Below are 17,751 nucleotides of genomic sequence, written 5' to 3' on the forward strand. Positions count from 1 at the left end.
GTTTTGGCAAGGAGGGGATCGCTCAAAGAAGCAGTCAGGTTCCGCAGAGCGCCCAGGCAGTCCGTCGCGATTTCCATCGGAGGTGCCGATGCGAGGTTCGCCATTCCCACTGGAACTGCCCGCCTTGGCGCCAGATTGGGCGGCACGGGTGGCTGACACCCGCTTGCATCTGGACCCGCGCCTACCCAAGGCACTCGAGGTCGAAGGGCTGAAGCTGCTGCGCATGCGCGAGCTGATGCAGGCATGGCGCGAGCTACAAGCCGGCTCGGCGCCCGGCGAACGCTTCAAAGCCTGGCCGCGGCCAGAGCACTGAGGGTCTGTTTGGCATCGGTCGGCTGCACACGTCCGGTGAGGGTACGCCCGAGCACGCACAGGCTCAGCGCATGACCGGCAGGCGCTGGCAGGCTGCAGAGCCGGTGCGCCACGGCCCCGCCCGGCCGTTCATCACGAACGGCATCGCACCCTTCGTCGGCCTTGACACACAGCTGCAAGGGATTGATCTGGAAGCCCAGGCCCAGCGCCTTGCAGTAGGCCTCCTTCTGCGTCCACAGGCGGCAGAACCAGCGTCGGCGCTGCGCCAGGTCCAGCGGCGCCGCCTGGTGCTCCTCGGCATGGCAGACGATGTCCATCAAACCGGCAAGATCGTCGCCCAGCAAGGCCTCGCTCTCGCCGTCCAGGCCCACCGGCTCGGGCCCCAGCGCCAGCCAAGCCAGGCCGCCGCTGTGGCTCAGGTTGAAATGGCCCGGCACACCGTGAACCCAGGGCTTGCCAAACGGCCCTCGCTGCAACAGCAGGCGCTGAGGCGCCAGACCCCAAGCCAGGCCCAGCAAGCCGCGCAGGGCAATGCGAGCACGGCGGCTGCGGCGCTGATGCTCAAGCACTTTCAGCCGCTCAAAGCCCTGCCACTCCTCGGCACTCAACCAGCCATTGCCCTGGTCCCAGGCTTCGTCATCGAGGCTGAACTGCCAGACCTGGCAGGTCGCCAACCCCGGCCAGAGGCTCATGGCTGCGGCCCGAGCAACTGGTTCATCACCTGATCCAGCTGCTCGAACGCCTGCTCGGCACTGTCGCTGCGCCAAGCGATGTGGCGATCGGGCCGGACCAGCCAGGCGGTCGACGGCCCGGCCTGCGCGAGCGTGAGCCAATTGCCCTCCACATCCTGAACCTCCGCGTCGGGCCCGATCGAGATCACCGTCAGGCCCAGGCCGCGATCCTCGAACAGCCGCTGCGCAGCCTGCCGCCACGGCCCCGCCTCGGCGCCGCACAGCAGCACCCAACGGCCATGGCCGACCAGATCCAGCGTCGAGCAGCGCTGGCCGCCCCGCTGCAGCCAGGCATGCGGCAGCGGCGCGCCGGCCACTGCATGCGGCTGGTAGTGCAGGATGGGATCGGCATCGCCAGCGGGACGCGGCCCGGCGCCGACAACGGCGCCCTGCTCGTACCACTGACCCATCTCGATGCCCAGCGCATTGAGCTGGTAGTTCTGCAGCGCCAGCGCCTGCTGCAGCCGCGCGCGCCGGGCCTCTCCCTCGGGGCTGGAAGCCTTCAGCCCGGCCAGCGTCGTTGCCGCCGCCTCGCTGGGCAGGCCGGGGTAGAGGCCGATGGCCTCAAACATCGCGTGCATCTCGAAGGAGGACTCCATGGCGCGGTGAACGACGGCGCGCGCCACCGGCAGCCGCTCGGCCTCGTAGCTGTCGAGCAGGCTGTCTGCGGCCTGCCCGCGCAGCACCAGGGCCAGCTTCCAGGCCAGGTTGAAGCTGTCCTGGATGCTGGTGTTGGTGCCCAGGCCATTGGTCGGCGGATGGCGATGGGCGGCGTCACCGGCCAGGAAGACACGGCCGACGCGCATCCGGCTGGCCACCGCCCGGCGCACCGTCCAGCGGCTGACATCGCGGATCGCAATGGGCACGCTGGCATCGCCGATCACCGCCCGCGCCCGCGCCAGAAGTGCGGCAGGTTGCAGCTCGGCCTCGATCTGATCGGGCGGCACGCCAAAGGCCATCATCCATTGATGCCAGGGCTCGACATTGACCAAGGTCGCACATTGCACGCCTCGCTCGGCATGCAGCGCCGACAGCCAGTACAGCGCGCCGGGGCGGTCTGCCACCCAGGGGCTCAGGTCGGCCTCGATCCAGCAGCTGATCGCCGTGCCCAGCACCAGCTCGTCGTCCATGCTGACGCCCAGCTGCGTCGCCACCCGGCTGTTGGCGCCGTCGGCGGCCACCAGATAGCGGGCACGCAGCTCGTAGACCTCGCCGCTGCGCAGATCGCGCAGCTCGGCGCGCACACCCTCCTCGTCCTGGCTCAGTGACAGGAACTCCTGCTCGAAGTCGACCCTGGCACCAGCCCCCTGTGCGGCATCGAGCAGCAGTGGCTCCAGCCGGTGCTGGTGCAGATTGCAGGGCGCGCAGGGGCTGGCACGCTGGTACTCGGGCAGGCGCTCAGGGCCGGCGCCCCAGCTGTCCAGCGAGGCCAGCACCTCACCATCGGCCAGCTGCGTGGCCCACTGGCTGTGGCGCATCAGGGCCTGCGGCATGGCCAGCTCACGGGCACGCGACTCCAGGCCCATATCGCGCAACACCTCCATCGTCCGCGCATTGGTGATGTGGCCGCGCGGCGTGTGCGCCGTGCCGCGGTGGCGGCTGATCGCCCGCACCCGGATGCCCTGGCGGGCCAGCAACTGCGCCATTGAAAGCCCCGTGGGCCCGGCGCCGACGATCAGCACCTCAAGATCATCACGGCGCTTCATGCCGCCTCCCCGGCCAGCGTGCTGCGGTCACGCAGCTGCGGCATCAGGCCATGCCAGTAGGCGCCGGCCACGACCAGCAACACGCCAGCGCCGCTGGCGGCAAACACCTGGCTGGGCGAGCACCAGCGCAGCAGCGCCCCAAAGCCGAGCATGGACAGCGGCGCAATCGACAACATCATCAGCATGAACAGGCTCATCGCCCGACCCAGCAGGGCCGGCGGCACCCGCTGCTGGGTCCAGTGGTAGACCATGTTCTGCAGGAAGCCGAACAGCAGGCCGGACAAGGCCAGCAGCAAGGCCATCAGCCACAGCTGCTGCAGCTGAGACAGCAGCAGGAACATCAAGGCGATGATGGCGTCGAACAGCAGCATGGTGTTGCCGACGGTGCCGGCGCGCCAGTCCGGCCGCCAGCCGGCGAGCAGCGTGCCGCCGACACAGCCACCACCGAATGCGCCCAGCAGCAGGCCGTAGGCGCCAGCGCCCCAGCTGCGGCCCAGCTGCTCGGCCAGCACCGGCAGCGCCACCTGCATGGGCCCGGCGGCGCACAGGGCCACCAAGGCGCCGTAGGCGAAGCTGGTCAGCAGCTGCCGATCGGCGCGCACCGCGCGAAAACCCTCCAGCAGCGATTGGCGCACGTTCGGTCGTGCCGGCCGTTCGGCGGCCTCGGTGCTCTCGGCTGCAGCGGCTGGACGCAAGGCCGGCAGGCCCAGCACGCTCAGCGTCGAGGCCAGAAAGCCCAGGGCATCCAGGCCAAAGGCCCAGGCCAGACCCAGCTGCGATTGCCCAGCCTGCGGCCCAGCGCCCAACAAGACGATCAAACCGCCGGCCAGCGGCGGCCCGGCGAACAGGGCCAGCTGCGACATGCCGACCATGGCACGGTTGGCCACCCGCTGTCGCTCCGGCCGTATCACCTGCGGCACCAGGGCCGCTGCCGCCGGGCTGCTGAATGCGGTGGCCGTTCCCAATGCAAGCGCCAGCACCAGCACGCCACTCATCTGCAGCGCTTGAGCAAACACCGCCGCAGACAAAAGCCCCAGCAACAGCGCATTGGCCAGTTGCGCAGCCAGCAGCACCGACCGGGCGCCCCAGCGGTCGACCGCCACGCCGCCGAGCAGGATCAGCAACGAGCGCGGCACCAGCATGGCCGCCAGCACCGTGCCCACCGCCAGCGGATCGGCGCTCAGCGCCAGCACCAGCCAGGGCAGCGCGACCTGTGAGCATTGCGCGCCCAGATGGGACAGCAGCTGGCCACCGAGCAGGCGGCGCAGCAGCGGATCACGGCGCAGCGCCGGCAGCAAGGCGTCTTCGGAATGTTGTGAGTTCTGATTCATGACTGTGGGTTCAACACATGGGCGGGGTTCGGTGCCTCGAGGGCGGTGGCGTCCAGCCACTCATCGAGGATCTGGGTGACGCTGTGCGTGAAGCGCTCGAAGCTGCGTGGGTCGAACTGCGTGCGGCAGTAGGCCCAGACAAAGGTCAGCACGCCCTCGTCAATCGAGCAGGCCGAGAAGGGCCGGAAGCGCGCGCGGATCGGCCCGTCGGTGCTGCCGGCCGCCTCCAGCGCCTTGCTCCAGGCTTGTGCATCGCTGGCCGCGCCAAGCTGCTGCATCGAGGGCGGGTGGTACTGGAACTCGAGCTGCGGATCGGGCAAGGCCGCCATCGCGGCGCGTACCGCTGGGTCGGCATGGGCATCGCGCAGCAGGCTGTAGTCGGCCTCATGGCCCTGCAGCGCGGCCTGCGCCTGGCGCGCCCGCTCCAGCCGCTCCTCGACGCTGTCAGCACCGTTGAGATCCAGTGCCAGCACCGCGTAATGGCCGCACCAGCCGACCGTGCGGGTCAAATCCAGGTCTTCGGGCAGATGGCTGCGACCGTTGTGCACCTGAATGATCTGCACCGCCGGCGAACCGGTCCAGCGACCGTAGGCCTCGGTAATGGCCGCGTGCAGCCAATCGTTCAGCGCCGGTGCGCCGCTGCGCTGGCTGCGCTCCAGCAGGCGCCGCGTTTGCGCCGCCGTCCAGCGGACCAGCGAGAAGCCAGGCAAGCCGGCGCCCGGCAGCGGCGATGCCGGCCGCTCGCCCGCTTCTTCGGGCCAGGGCCGGAAGCGGGCGGCCGTGATGCGGCGCCAGCCCTCGACATCCGGTTCACCCAGTTGGGCCGCGCGGCGCTGCCAGAGCTGAGCCAGGCTGACCATCGAGCCCGTCTTGGCCGGCAGCTGCGTTGCACGGCCGGCCTGCAGCGCCTCGCACAGCGCGCGCAGATCGTCGAGCACCACCGTGCAGGCGTACTTGTCGACCAACAGGTGGTGATAGAGCAGCAGCAGCCGGGCCGACTGGTCGGCCAGGCGCAGATGCACGAGCTTGAACAGCGCATGCTCGATGTCCAGGCTGGCCTGCAGCTCGGCGCACAGAGCCTCGACCGCTACGCGCTGTTCGGCCGCCGGCAACGCCGACAGATCGACCGAGAAGAAGCTCGGCGGCATTTCCTCCGGCAGCCTGACCCATTGCTGCCAGCGCCCGTCGCGATGGGCCCAGACGCTGCGCAGTTCGTCGTGATGGGTCAGCAGCAGCTCGCTTGCCCGCGCCAGCAGCGCCGGCGCCAGCTCGGCATCCAGGTTCAGCAGATCCACCACGTTCCAGTGATGCAGATCGAGGCGCCGGAAGAACCAGCCGCGGTTGGGCATGTCGGCCACCGGCCCGTGCAGCAGTTCGCGCTGCGCGCCTTGCGGGTCGGGCCAGCGAGGCGGCGCCATGGCCAGGCAGGCCTGGGCGATCTGTTCCAGCCCCAGCTGCAATGCGTCCATGAAGGCCTGCATCTGCCCGCCATCCTGGGCCTCGCCGTTGAAGTCCAGCGTGAACTGCAGCCGGCCCTGGTAGACCCCGCCATTGAGCACCATGGCATGGGTGCGGCGAATTGCTGCGCCCATCAGCGCACCGGGCGACTCGGGTGCCGGTTGCCAGGCCTGCTGACCCGGATCGCCCTCGTCACTTGCCGCCTCGCCAAACTGACCCAGGTAGTTGAACAGCAGCGGCGCCGGCTCGCCGGCGGCCAGCGGCGCGGTGGCCAGCTCACGCAGCAGGCCGTGGCCCAGACCGCGGCGCGGCACAGCGCGCAGCCGCTGCTTGACGCCGCGGATCAGCCCGGCCCAATCACCGTCGTCGGCCGGCGTGCTGAGCAGCAGCGGGAACACGCTGGTGAACCAGCCAACCGTCTCGCTCAGATCCATCTCCTCGCTCCAGGGCTCGCGGCCATGGCCTTCGAGTTCGATACGGCCATGGCGGATGCCGGCCCAGCGCCGCAGCGCCCAGGCCAGCGCCGCCAGCAGCAGGTCGTTGATCTGCGTCTCCAGTGCCTGATGGCAGGGCCCCAGCAAGGCCTGGGTGCTGGCCTCGTCGAGGCGCAGCCGCAGGCTGCGGGTCTGGGCCACGGTGTCGAGCGCGGGCGCCATCACGATGGGCCAGGGGTCGACGGGCGCCTGGCTGATCCACTGCCAGCCGGCGCGCTCGGTGGTCAATTCCAGGCTGTCGGCGCGCTGACGCAGCGCCAGGCCCCAGTGCTGCAGCGCATCGGTCTTGGGCGGCAGGCGCAACGCCGCCGCGCCGCCGTCCTGCCATTGCGACCAGAGCAGCTGCAGGTCCTTCATCAAGATGCGCCAGGACACGCCGTCGACCAGCAGGTGGTGCACCACCCACAGCAGCCGCCAGGCGCCGCGCGCGTCACTGCACAGCAGCCAACGCCACAGCGGCCCCTCGGTCAGATCGAGGCTGGCCTGCGCCTGATCGAGCTGCGCCTGCAGTGCCGCGGCGGCGCCCGGCGCCTCGCGGTCGGGCAGCTGCCACTCGCCGACCAGCTGATCGAGCTGCGCCGCGTCCCAGGGCCGATGCTCGGCCTGCCACTGGCCGTCATGCTGATTGAAGACCAGGCGCAGCGCATCATGGCGCTGCACCAGCGCCGCCGCCATCGCACGCAGCGCCTCCAGGCCAAGCGCGGCCGGCGGCACGAGCAGCACCGCCTGGTTGAAGTGATGCAGATCGCCGCCGCCCGCGCGCAGGAACTGGCGCTGGATGGGCAGCAGCTCCAGCGGCCCGCTCACCGCCCCCTGCTCGGCGCTGTCACGCCGCAGCTCGCGCCATTGCGACAGCAAGGCACGCACCGTCTGGTGCTCGAAGACCTGGCGGGCCGAAAAGACCAGGCCGATGTCCTTGGCGCGCGCCAGCATGCGGATGGACTGGATGGAATCGCCGCCGAGCGAAAAGAAATTGTCTTCCGGGCCCACCGGGCGCACGCCCAGCACCTCTTCCCAGACCCGGCACAGCGCCGCCTCCTTGGGATGGGCCGGCGCCACATCGCCACGTTCACCCAGCGCTTGCGCGCTGAGCACCGGCAGGGCCTGGCGGTCGAGCTTGCCGCCGGGCGTCAGCGGCAGCCGTGCCGCCCAGGCCCAGCAAGCCGGCACCATATAGGCCGGCAGCTGCCGGCTCAGGCGCTCGCGCAAGGCAGCCAGCGGCTGCGGCCAGCCGGCCTGCGGCTCGGCATCGGCCAGCGCCTGCAGCGCCTGGAGATCGCCGTCCGGCCAGGCCTCGTGCTCGACCACCCAGAGCTGCTGCACCGCCAGCGCAACCGGGCTCGGCCAAGCCTGCCAGGGATCGTCGCGCCTTGCGCCCATGTCCAGCGGCTCATGGCGGACCCAGATGCAGGGGTCCTCATAAACGCCCACTTGCCGCTGCGGGTCGAGCTGCACCGGCGCCAGCGTGTCGCCCGGTGTCCAGCTGCCGGCCTCGGCCGGCGACATGCCGCACCAGCGCGCCCAGTCGGTCAAGGGCGCCTCGACCCGCTGCGAGCGCGCCTCACTGCCCAGCAGCTGGCCGCCGGCGTTCAGATGCAGGCGCAACCAGCGGTCAAAGACGCGACCCTGTTCATCGCGCAGCTGGGCATAGTCGGCAATCGCCATCTGCGGATGGGCGACCTTGTCCAGCGGCCGCAACGCGACCAGCACATGCGCCAGCCCCAGTTGCGCGGCCAGACGCTTGAAACCGTCAACGATCAGCCCGGCCAGCTTGCGCGATTTGTGCTGCGGATCGATCACCCCAGCCAGCACGACCAAGGCGTTAGGGTTTTGACCGCGTTCGGCGCCAGCCAGGCCTTCGCGCAGCGCACCCTCCCAGCCGGCCGGCAGCGAGCCCGCATCGCCATCCCAGTGCAGCAGCACCGCATTGCCGATGCCCAGCAGCGTGTCGCGGCCCTCGCGCAGCAGCATCTGCGCCTGCGGGAAGGTCTGGTACATCGCGTCCCAGTCCTCGCCCAGCACGGCGGAGCCGGCGAAGTAGGCCGGCCAGGCCTCGGCATGCAGGGCATCAAAGCAGCGCCGCCACTGCGGATGCAGGGCCAGGCTGGTGACGCGGGCCTCGCCCCCATCGGCCAGCGGAAGGCGCAGCGGCGAGCGGTGGCGCAGCAGGCCCAGCGGCCAGGCTTGCGCCGCCGTGTTCGCCTGCAGTGGCCAGGCGCCGGTCCAGCCCTCGTCCAGCCGGTCCACGCCCGCCAGCGGGCCACCCAGCCCCAGCGCACCACGCGGCGGCACGCCGATCCAGCGCTGCGGCTGCAGATGGGCGGCCAGCTGCGGTCCCTGCTCGCTCGACTGCAGGCGCACCGCCGCCGCCTGCACGCCAGGCAGCTGCGCCAGCTGCGCCTCGATCTCCTCCAGCTCGATGCGGAAGCCGCGCAGCTTGACCTGCTGATCAATCCGGCCCAGATACTCCAGCCCCTGCGGCTCGCGCCAGCGCACCAGATCGCCGGTGGCATAACGGCGGCTGCCCGGCGGGCCGTCGGGGTCGGGCACAAAGCGCTCGGCGGTGGCCGCTGCGGCGCCCAGATAGCCGCGCGCCAGCGCCACGCCAGCGAGGACAAGCTCGCCCGGCTGGCCCTCGGCGACCGGCTCACCCGCCGCATCGACGATGGCAAAGCGCACGCCCGGCTGCGGCCGGCCGATCACGGGCCGCTCGCCCTCGACCGGCGCCCACACCACATCGACGCAGGCCTCGGTCGGGCCATAGGCATTGAAGACCCGGGTGCCAGCCAGGCCACCCAGCCGCGCCCACAGATCGCGCGAGATCGCCTCGCCACCGCAGACGATGCGCGCCGGCCAGGGCGCGTCCAGCCCGGCGTCGAGCAGATAGCGCAGCTGCGCCGGCGAGCTGTCGAACACGGCGATCTGGTGGCGAACCAGGAAGGCGCGCAGCAGCTCGGGGCTGAGCCGTACTTCGTCGGGGAAGACGTGCAGGGTCTGGCCGTCCAGCAACAGGCTCAGCTCGGACAGCGAGGCGTCAAACACCAGCGCAGCGTTGAAGCTGCACGCATGCGGGCCCGGGCCCAGCGGTCGCAGCAGCGTCTCGGCATGAACCTGGGCCAGGCGCATCAGCGCGCCATGTGTGCCGACCACGCCCTTGGGCCGGCCGGTCGAACCGGAGGTGTAGATCACATAGGCCGCCTGCAGCGCATGGCGAGGCGGCTGCACCAAGGGCGCAAGGTCTGCCGGCAGGTTCTCGTCCACGCAATGCAGCGGCAGGCCATGCGCCTGCATCGCCTCGCGATGGCGGACATCGCTGAGCAGCAGCACCACCTGCGCATCGTCAAGCATGGCCTGACGGCGCGCGGCCGGGTAAGCGGGATCCAGCGGCACATAGGCAGCGCCGGCCTTCCAGACCGCCAGCAGCGCGCCAATCATGCGCCAGCTGCGGTCCATGCAGATCGCCACCCGCTGCTCAGGCGCCACACCGGCCGCCTGCAGCTGCTGGGCCCAGCGGGTCGACCAGGCGTCGAGCGCGCTGAAGCTGAGCGTCTCGCCGCCGTCAACGACGGCCGCGCGCGTCGGATGCGCGCGGCACTGCGTCTCGAAGGCCTGCAGCGCATGGCAGCAGCCGCCGTCGCTCCAGGCCGGCCCCTGGCGGGCGGCCCACAGCGCGACACGTTGCGGCTCGGGCGCCAGCGGCAGCGCCAGCAGCGGCCGGCTGGCGTCAGCGCTGATCGCGGCCAGCAGTTGCTGCCACAGCGCGACCCAGGCCTGCACCGTCGGCGCTTCCAGCACATCGCTGCTGAACTCGAACACGCCCTGCAGTGCGCCGTCCTGCTCCTGCACCGCCACCGTCAGGTCGAACTGCGATTCCAGCCGTTCGAAGGCCAGCGGGCTGACACGCAGCCCCGGCAGCTGGGGGGCCTCGGTGGCCGCGTTCTGCAGCACCAGCATCACCTGGAACAGCGGATTGACCGCCGCCTCGCGCGACAGGCCCAGCGCATCGACCAGGCTCTCGAAGGGCAGATCCTGGTGTTCGTAAGCCTGCAGCAGGCGCTCGCGCACCTGGGCCAGCAGCTCGGTGAAGGGCTGCGCCGGTGTCGATTCAGTGCGCAGCACCAGGGTGTTCGCAAAATAGCCAATCAGGCCTTCCAGCTCGGCATGGCGGCGGTTGGCAATCGGCAGGCCCAGGCAGATGTCATGCTGACGCGACAGCCGTGCCAGCAGCACGTGCAGCGCGGCAGCCAGCACCATGAACAGGCTGGCGCCCTGGCGCTGCGCCAAGGCCTGCAGGCCAGTCAGCGTGGCGGCGTCGACGCTGAAGGGCAAGCGCGCACCCTGGAAGCTGGGCCGCGCCGGGCGCGGATGATCCAGCGGCAGATCCAGCAGCGCCGGCGCAGCGCGCAGCCGCCCGGTCCAGTAGTCCAGCTGCGCCTGCAGAGCGCCGCTGGCCATCGCGTCCAGCTGGGCATGGGCATGGTCGGCGTACTGCAGCGGCAGCGGCGCCCAGTCCGGCACCTGGCCAGCGGCCAGCGCCGCGTAGGCCTCGCCCATCTCGCGCATCAGCACGCCCAGCGACCAACCGTCCGAGACGATGTGATGCATGCGCAGCAAGAGCACATGCTGCGCGGGCGACAGCTTGATCAGCAGCGCCTGGAACAGCGGATCGCGAGCAATGTCCATGCCCTGCTGCACGGTCGCCTGCACCCGCCAGAGCGCCTGCGCCCGCGCCTCGGCCAGCGGCAGCGCCGCGAGCTCCAGCGTTTGCCACTGCCAGCCCGGTGCCTCATGCAGGCGCAGCACGACGGCGCCGTCCACGGTGTCGAAGGCCGCGCGCAGGCCCTCATGGCGCTGCACCACCGCATCCAGCGCGGACTGCAGCGTGGCGGCGTTCAGCGCGCCCTCGATCTGCAGCGCCGTGGCGATCTGGTAGGGCGAACGATCGCCGTCCAGATGCTGCAGAAACCACAGCCGCTGCTGCGCCGGCGAGGCGCGGCGCGGCGCGTCCGCCGGACGCCGCTGCGGCGCCGGCAGCGAGGGCTGCGCCGAGGCTGCAGCCGCCATCGCCTGCAAGGCTGTGGCCAGATCGGCAAAGGTCGATCCCTCGAAGATGCGCCGCAGTGGCAGCTCCAGGCCGGTATCGGCACGCAGCGCCGCGACCAGGCGCGTGGCCAGCAGCGAGTGGCCGCCGGCGGCAAAGAAGTCCTGCCGCTTGTGCGCCGGCGCACGCCCCAGCACCCGCTGCCAGGCCGCGGCCAGCGCCGCCTCGATCTCGCTCAGCGGGCCCTCAGCATCGAGCGCCTCGGCAGATTCGGCCTCAGACGCCGTGGCCGGCGCCGGCAGCGCGCTGCGATCCAGCTTGCCATTGGGTGTCAGCACAAAGGCCTGCAGCGCGATCAGATGGCTGGGCAGCATATAGGCCGGCAGCTTTCGTGCCGCCCCCGCCAGTAGCACGGCGGCGCCGGGGTCGGCCTGACCCGGCTTGCAGCTGTAGTAGGCGCACAGCGCCTGATCGCCGGCACCATCGGCGCGCACCACCGCCAGCACCTGCTCGACGGCCGGGTGCTCGGCCAGCACGGCCTCGACCTCGCCCAGCTCGATGCGGAAGCCGCGCAGCTTGATCTGGTGATCGATGCGACCCAGGCATTCGAGCACGCCGTCGCGGCGGTAGCGGGCGCGGTCGCCGGTGCGGTACATGCGCCCGCCCTCGGCCGACCAGGGATTGGGCACAAAGCGCTCGGCCGTCAGCCCCGGCTGGCCCAGATAGCCGCGGGCCAGGCCGTCGCCGGCCAGATAGAGCTCGCCAACGACGCCGGGCGGCACGAGCTGGCCCTGCTCGTCCAGCACATAGGCCTGGCTGCCCAGCATCGGACGGCCGATATCGCAGAGCCCGCCCTGCCCGCGCGGCATCAGCGCCCAGGTCGAATAGGTGGTGTCCTCGGTCGGCCCGTAGAGGTTGTAGACCTGCAGCTGCGGCGCGCTGTCGTGCAACGCCTGCACCAGCGCACGCGGCAGCATCTCGCCGGCCAGATTGACGACCTGAACTGTGGCCGGCAGCGCGCCCAGGCGCAGCAGCTCGGTCATTGCCGAAGGCACGGTATTGACCAGGCTGACCGGGTAGGCCGCGGGATCTTCGGCCAGCGCCAGCACCGAGGGCGCCAGCCAGCAGGCACCGCCCTGCACCCAGGGCGCGAAGATCTCGAAGATCGAGAGGTCAAAGCAGACCGAGGTGGCGGCCAGCACGGCGCGCATCGCCGCCGGCTCAAACACGGTGGCCGTCCAGGCCAGGAAGCTGGCCGCATTGCCGTGGCTGATGCCCACGCCCTTGGGCCGGCCGGTCGAACCCGAGGTGTAGATCAGATAGGCCAGCTGCTCGGCGGCGATGGGCACATGCAAGGGCGTGTCCAGCTCGGCATCGGCCAGCGCCCACAGCGCGGCCAGCGGCAGTTGCTCAGTCTCGCCCGCGCCCAGCAGCGCCGCCGTCTCGGCGGTGCTGATGCACAGCAGCGCGGCACTGTCGGCCAACATGTGCTGCAGCCGCCCGACCGGATAGGCCGGATCCAGCGGCACATAGGCGGCGCCGGCTTTCAACACCGCCAGCAACACCGGGATCAGTTCAGCCGTGCGCGGCAGACAGACGGCGATACGCCGCTCGGTCGCCGCACCGCGTGCCCGCAACACCCGCGCCAGCTGGTTGCTGCGCGCCTCCAGCTGCGCATAACTCCATATTTGACCGTCCACAACCAAGGCCGGCGCATCGGCATGGGCCGGCAGCTGCCGCTGCGGCCACTGGTGCATCCAGACCAGCGGCCGCGCGGCGTGGCCGGTGGCGTTCCATTCGTGGGCGGCGCGCTGCAACTCCAGCGCCGTGCACAGCGGCCACTGGCCCAGCGGCAGCGTGCTGGCCTGAGCCGCCAGCTCCAGCCAGCGGCAGAAGGTCTGGGCCAGGCGGGCCATGGTGTCGCGATCAAACAAATCGCTGCGGTACTCGAAGGCGCCGACCAGTCCCTGCTCGCCGTCCTGCAAGCCGACGCTGATGTCGAACTTGGCGCCGCGGCCGCCGACCGGCCAGCTCTGACGTGTCAGCCCGGCGGCCGAGCTCAGCGGCCGGCCGCCCTCGGCAACCAGCAGCAGCACCTGGAACAGTGGCTCGTGGCCGGTATTGCGCGGCAGCTGCAGCGCCTCGACGATCTGCTCAAAGGGCAGGTCCTGATGGGCAAAGGCCTGCAGCGCCCGCTCGCGCACCTGCTGCAGATAGTCGGCCAGACCCAGCTCGGGCTGCCATTGCAGACGCAGCGGCAGCGTGTTGACAAAGAAGCCCTGCATCTGCTCGGTGCCCGGCAGCTGGCGGTTGGCCACCGGCGTGCCCAGGCAGACATCGCGCTGCGCGCTGCTGCGCCCCAGCAGCAGGCTGAGCAGCGCCGCGCTGAGCATGAACAGCGTGCAGCCCTGCGCCTGGCACAGCGCGGCCAGCGGTGCGCGCAGCTCGGGCCGCAGCGCAAAGGCGACGCGATCGGCCGACGCACTCAGCTGGCTGCCGCGCGGCCGGTCGCTTGGCAGCTCCAGCAGCGCCGGCAGGCCGGCCAGCGTCTGCTGCCAGAAGCTGCACTGCGCCTGGGCCTGCTGCTGTGCCGCCGCGCTGCGCTGCCAATGCGCGTAGTCGACGTATTGCAGGGCCAGCTCGGGCAGTACCACGCCCTCACCACAGGCGGCACGGTAGGCGCTGAACAGCTCCTCGAACAGCAGGGCCAGCGCGACGCCGTCGGTGATGGCGTGATGCAGAACCAGCACCAGCACCGTCTGCGCCACCTTTTCGTTAGGCGCTCCCTCATGGACTCGAGCCGGCCCGCGTATCGCCCGCAGCCGCGCCAACGGCGCACGGTCCAGCGCGAAAGCTTCGGCCACGCAGGCATCGACCAGCGCCTGCAGCGCCGCCTCGCTGTCCGCTTCGGCCCACTGCAGCACAGCCAGCGGCTCGGGGTGGACGCGCAACAGCAACTCGCCATCGGCCTGCTGCTCGATGTCGGCGCGCAGCAGCTCATGCCGCCGCTGCAGCTGCGTCCAAGCCTGCGCCAGCGCCCTCGCGTCCAGCGGGCCGCTCCAGCACTGTGCCTGCGGCGTGTTGTAGAGCCCGGCGCTGGCCGCCGCCTCGCCTTCGAGCTGGTGCAGGAACCACAGCCGCTCCTGGCCCGGGCTGAGCGCAAAACGCTGCAGCTGCTCGGGCTGCCGGGGCAGCGCCTGCAGCGCCGGGGCGGCCTCGGCAGCCTGCTCACGCAACGCATCGATGGCGGCGGCCAGCGCGCGCAGCTGCGGTGCCTCGAACACCGCACGCAGCGGCAGTGCCAGGCCGAACTGCTCGCGCACCCCGGCCACCAGCCGGGTGGCGAGCAGCGAATGGCCGCCCTGACGGAAGAAATGCGCCAGCGCCCCCGGCGGCTCGCCGCCCAGCAGCGCCTGCCAGAGCCGTGCCAGGCCCTGCTCGGTGGCCGTCTGCAGCGGCTGCTCGGCCTCGGCCTGTGGCAGCGGCGCCGGCAGTGCACGGCGATCGAGCTTGCCGCTGCGGGTCAACGGCCACTGTTCCAACACCATCAGCTCGGCCGGGCAGGCGGCCTCGGGCAGACGCTCGCGCAAGGCCTGCATCCAGGCCTGCTGTTGGGCCTCATCGACGCTGGCAGCGCCATCGGCCAGGCGCAGATAGCCAATCAGCCGGCGCTGTGCATCCTCGCCCTGCAGCGCTGCGGCCGCCGCCTGAACGCCCTCGAGTTGCATCAGCGCCTGCTCGACCTCGGCCAGCTCGATGCGCACGCCGCGCAGCTTGATCTGGCCATCGCGCCGGCCCTGCAAGGTCAGGCCCTCGGCGGCCGTCCAGCGGCCCAGATCGCCGCTGCGGTAGAGCAGATCGGCAGCGTCGCGGCGCAAGGGATTGGGCACCCAGACCTCGCTATTGCGTTCATCGGCGCCCAGATAGCCGAGGCTGCGATATGGCGTGCGCAGATAAACCTCGCCCTGCTGCCCCTCGGCGCAGGGCTGCAAGGCCTCGTCCAGCAGCAGCAGCTGCGCGCCGGGCAGCGGCCGGCCGACCGGCAGCTGCGTCGGCCATCCTTTTTCGGGGTTAGCTTCTGTCGGCAGCTGGTAGACGCACTTGGCCAGCGTCGTCTCGGTCGGGCCGTAGAGATTGAACAGCTCAGCCGCGGCGCCCATCAGCGTGCGCCAGCGCTGCACATCGACGCCCAGCAGCGGCTCGCCGGCCAGCACCAGCTGGCGCAAGGCCGGCAGGCGCTCGGGACTCAGCGCGGCCGCCATCAGATGGCGCCACAGCGTCGGCACCGCATGCATCAGCGTCACGCCGGCCGCCTGCAGCCAGTCGCACAGCGCTTCCGGCGACAGCGTGCGCACCGGCGGCGGCAGATGAACGCTGCCGCCGGCCGCCAGCGGCGCCCAGACCTCGCGCAGATAGACGTCGAAGCTGGCCGGTGTCAGCTGGCTGGCCCGCGTGCCGGCATCCAGCGCCAGGCTGCGGCATTCCCAGTCGATGAAATGGGCCAGGCCCTGCGAGCGCCCCAGCACGCCCTTGGGCTCGCCGCTGCTGCCCGAGGTGAAGTAGAGATAGACCGGCGCGTCCGGCGCGAGCGCCTGCCAGGGGCCGGCGAAGTCGGCATCGGTTGGCGATAGCGCTGCGTTGTCGAACGCGAAGCCGGTGGCATCGATGCAGCGCGGGCCGCTGTCTCCCCATGAGGCGTTGAACTCGGCAGTCAGCGCTGCGCTATCAGCATCGTGCAGCAGCAGTGTCGGTCGGGCGGCGGCCAGCATCGATTGCAGACGCCGCGGCGCCTGCTTGGGATCAAGCGGCATGAACAGCGCCGCCGCCCACATCAGGGCCAGCATGCTGCGCAGCTGCAGCAGCGGATCGTCGCTGAGCACGGCCACCGTCTGGCCCGGCTGCAGACCGCAGGCCTGCAACTGCCGCCCGAGAGAGATCGCCTGTGCGGCCAGCTCGGCATGGCTGTAGCGGCGCTCATGCTGTTGAACGGCCAAGGCCTGTGGCGCCTGCTGCAGCGGGCGCTGCCAGAGCGCCAGCACATGGGCCGGCAGCCCCAGCAGACGCAGCGCGTCCTGCGGCTCGCTGGCAATGCCGGGCATCTGTTCGGCCCAGAAGCGGCGCCGCCGCGCGCCCTCGGCGGCCGAGCAGCTGGGCAGGCGCTGGCAGGGCAGATCGGGGTTCAAGGACAGCGCATCCAGCATCGTCTGCCAGGCCGCGGCCCAGCCGGCAATCGTGGCTGCATCGAACAAGGCGCAGCGGTATTCGATGCCACAGTACAGGCCTTCGGGCATCTCGGTGACCGAGAGGCGCAGGTCCAGCTTGGCCGCGCCCGATTCACCGGCCAGTGGCTGCAGCTGCGCACCGCTGAGTGCCCAGCGCACCGGCGGCGTGTTCTGCAGCACCAGCATCACCTGGTAGAGCGGGCTGTAGGCGCTGCTGCGCTCGGGATTCAGCGCATCGACCAGACGCTCGAAGGGCAGCGCCTGATGGTCGAAGTCCGCCAGCGTTTGGGCGCGCACCTGGCGCAGCAGCTCGCGGAAGCTTCCCGGCTCGGACAGGTCGGTGCGCAGCACCAGGCTGTTCAGGAAGCAGCCGATCAAGCCCTCCAGCGCCGCCTCGGTGCGGCCGGCCACCGGCGTGCCGACGCAGACATCGGTTTGCCCCGACAGCCGCCCGAGCAGCAGCGCCAGCGCCGCCTGCAGCACCATGAACAGCGTCGCCCCTTCCTCATGGGCCAGCGTGCGCAAGCGCTCGGCCAGCCCCGGCGGAATGATGAAGCCGTGGTGCGCGCCGGCCTGGCCCTGCACCGCCGGCCGCGGCCGGTCGGTCGGCAAGGCCAGCAGGGCCGGCGCGCCGGCCAGGCGCTGCTGCCAGTAGCCCAGCGCCGCCTGCAGCTGGCGCTGCTGCGCCGGTTGCTGTTGCCACAGAGCGTGGTCGGCCACCTGCAAGGCCAGCGGCGTCCAGTCCGGGCTGCCGCCCTGCAGCGCGGCGGCATAGGCCTCGGCCAGCTCGCGGGTCAGCACCGCCATCGACCAGCCGTCGGCAATGATGTGGTGAACGGTGATGCTCAGCAGCTGCGGCCCGGTCTCGCCTGCGGGGCGCTGTGCATAGCGCACGCGCAGCAGCGGCCCCTGGGACAGATCGAAAGGCTCGCGCGCCTCCTGATCGGCGCGGCGCTGGCAGGCCTCGCGGCCGCTGCCTGCGAGCGTCTCGACACGCAGAATGCCCGGCATGGCTTCGAGCACCCGCTGCGTGGCCTGCGGCTGCGCTTCGCTGGGCGCGATGAAGACGGTGCGCAGGCTGTCGTGACGCTGAACCAGCGCGTCAATCGCCGCGCTCAGCGCCGCCACATCAAGATCACCTTCGACGAGAAAGGCAGCCGGGATGTTGTAGCTGGGGCTACCGGGATCGAGCTGGTCCATGAACCAGAGCCGCTGCTGCGCGGCCGACAGCGGCAGCTGCGCCGGCCGTGGCAGTGCCTGCAGCCGTGTCGCCGCCTGGTTCTGCGTCAGCAGAGCGATCAAGGCGTCGCGATGCTGGCGCACCCAGGCGAGCTCGGCGGCGTCGAGCACCGCCTGCGCGCCCTGGCTGCGCAGCTTGCCCTCGACGACGCTGAAGCGTGCGCCGCGAGCCGCGAAATCAGCCAGTCTGGCCGTCAGTGTGTGTTCGATGTCCATT

At 71.1% G+C, this 17,751-nt stretch carries 5 protein-coding genes; 1 reads left to right on the top strand and 4 read right to left on the bottom strand.

Annotated elements, in window-relative coordinates; all coding sequences use genetic code 11:
- Positions 1 to 124: 124 nt before the first annotated feature.
- Positions 125 to 313 carry a hypothetical protein gene (locus OOB33_RS00305; RefSeq protein ID WP_271007203.1) on the top strand — a complete coding sequence of 63 codons (189 nt, stop codon included), beginning with the start codon at positions 125 to 127 and terminating at the stop codon, positions 311 to 313.
- Here the strand turns inward: OOB33_RS00305 and OOB33_RS00310 are convergent.
- The 4 genes from OOB33_RS00310 to OOB33_RS00325 are packed head-to-tail and all read right to left on the bottom strand — an operon-like array spanning position 285 to position 17,750.
- A complete protein-coding gene (locus OOB33_RS00310) occupies positions 285 to 1,004 on the bottom strand; it encodes a 4'-phosphopantetheinyl transferase family protein (protein ID WP_271007204.1) in 720 nt (239 codons plus the stop codon). The genes OOB33_RS00305 and OOB33_RS00310 overlap by 29 nt on opposite strands.
- Positions 1,001 to 2,749: an FAD-dependent monooxygenase gene (locus OOB33_RS00315; RefSeq protein ID WP_271007205.1), complete on the bottom strand. Its 1,749-nt coding sequence runs from the start codon at positions 2,747 to 2,749 to the stop codon at positions 1,001 to 1,003. The genes OOB33_RS00310 and OOB33_RS00315 overlap by 4 nt, the downstream gene beginning before the upstream one ends.
- Positions 2,746 to 4,080, bottom strand: a complete 1,335-nt coding sequence (locus OOB33_RS00320) for an MFS transporter (RefSeq protein WP_271007206.1) — start codon at positions 4,078 to 4,080, stop codon at positions 2,746 to 2,748. Before OOB33_RS00320 ends, OOB33_RS00315 begins: the two co-directional genes overlap by 4 nt.
- On the bottom strand, positions 4,077 to 17,750 hold the full coding sequence (locus OOB33_RS00325; RefSeq protein WP_271007207.1) for a non-ribosomal peptide synthetase: 13,674 nt from the start codon (positions 17,748 to 17,750) through the stop codon (positions 4,077 to 4,079). Before OOB33_RS00325 ends, OOB33_RS00320 begins: the two co-directional genes overlap by 4 nt.
- Position 17,751 lies beyond the last annotated feature (1 nt).

The organism is Paucibacter sp. B51 (genome assembly GCF_027863535.1).
Lineage (GTDB): Bacteria > Pseudomonadota > Gammaproteobacteria > Burkholderiales > Burkholderiaceae_C > Paucibacter_A > Paucibacter_A aquatilis.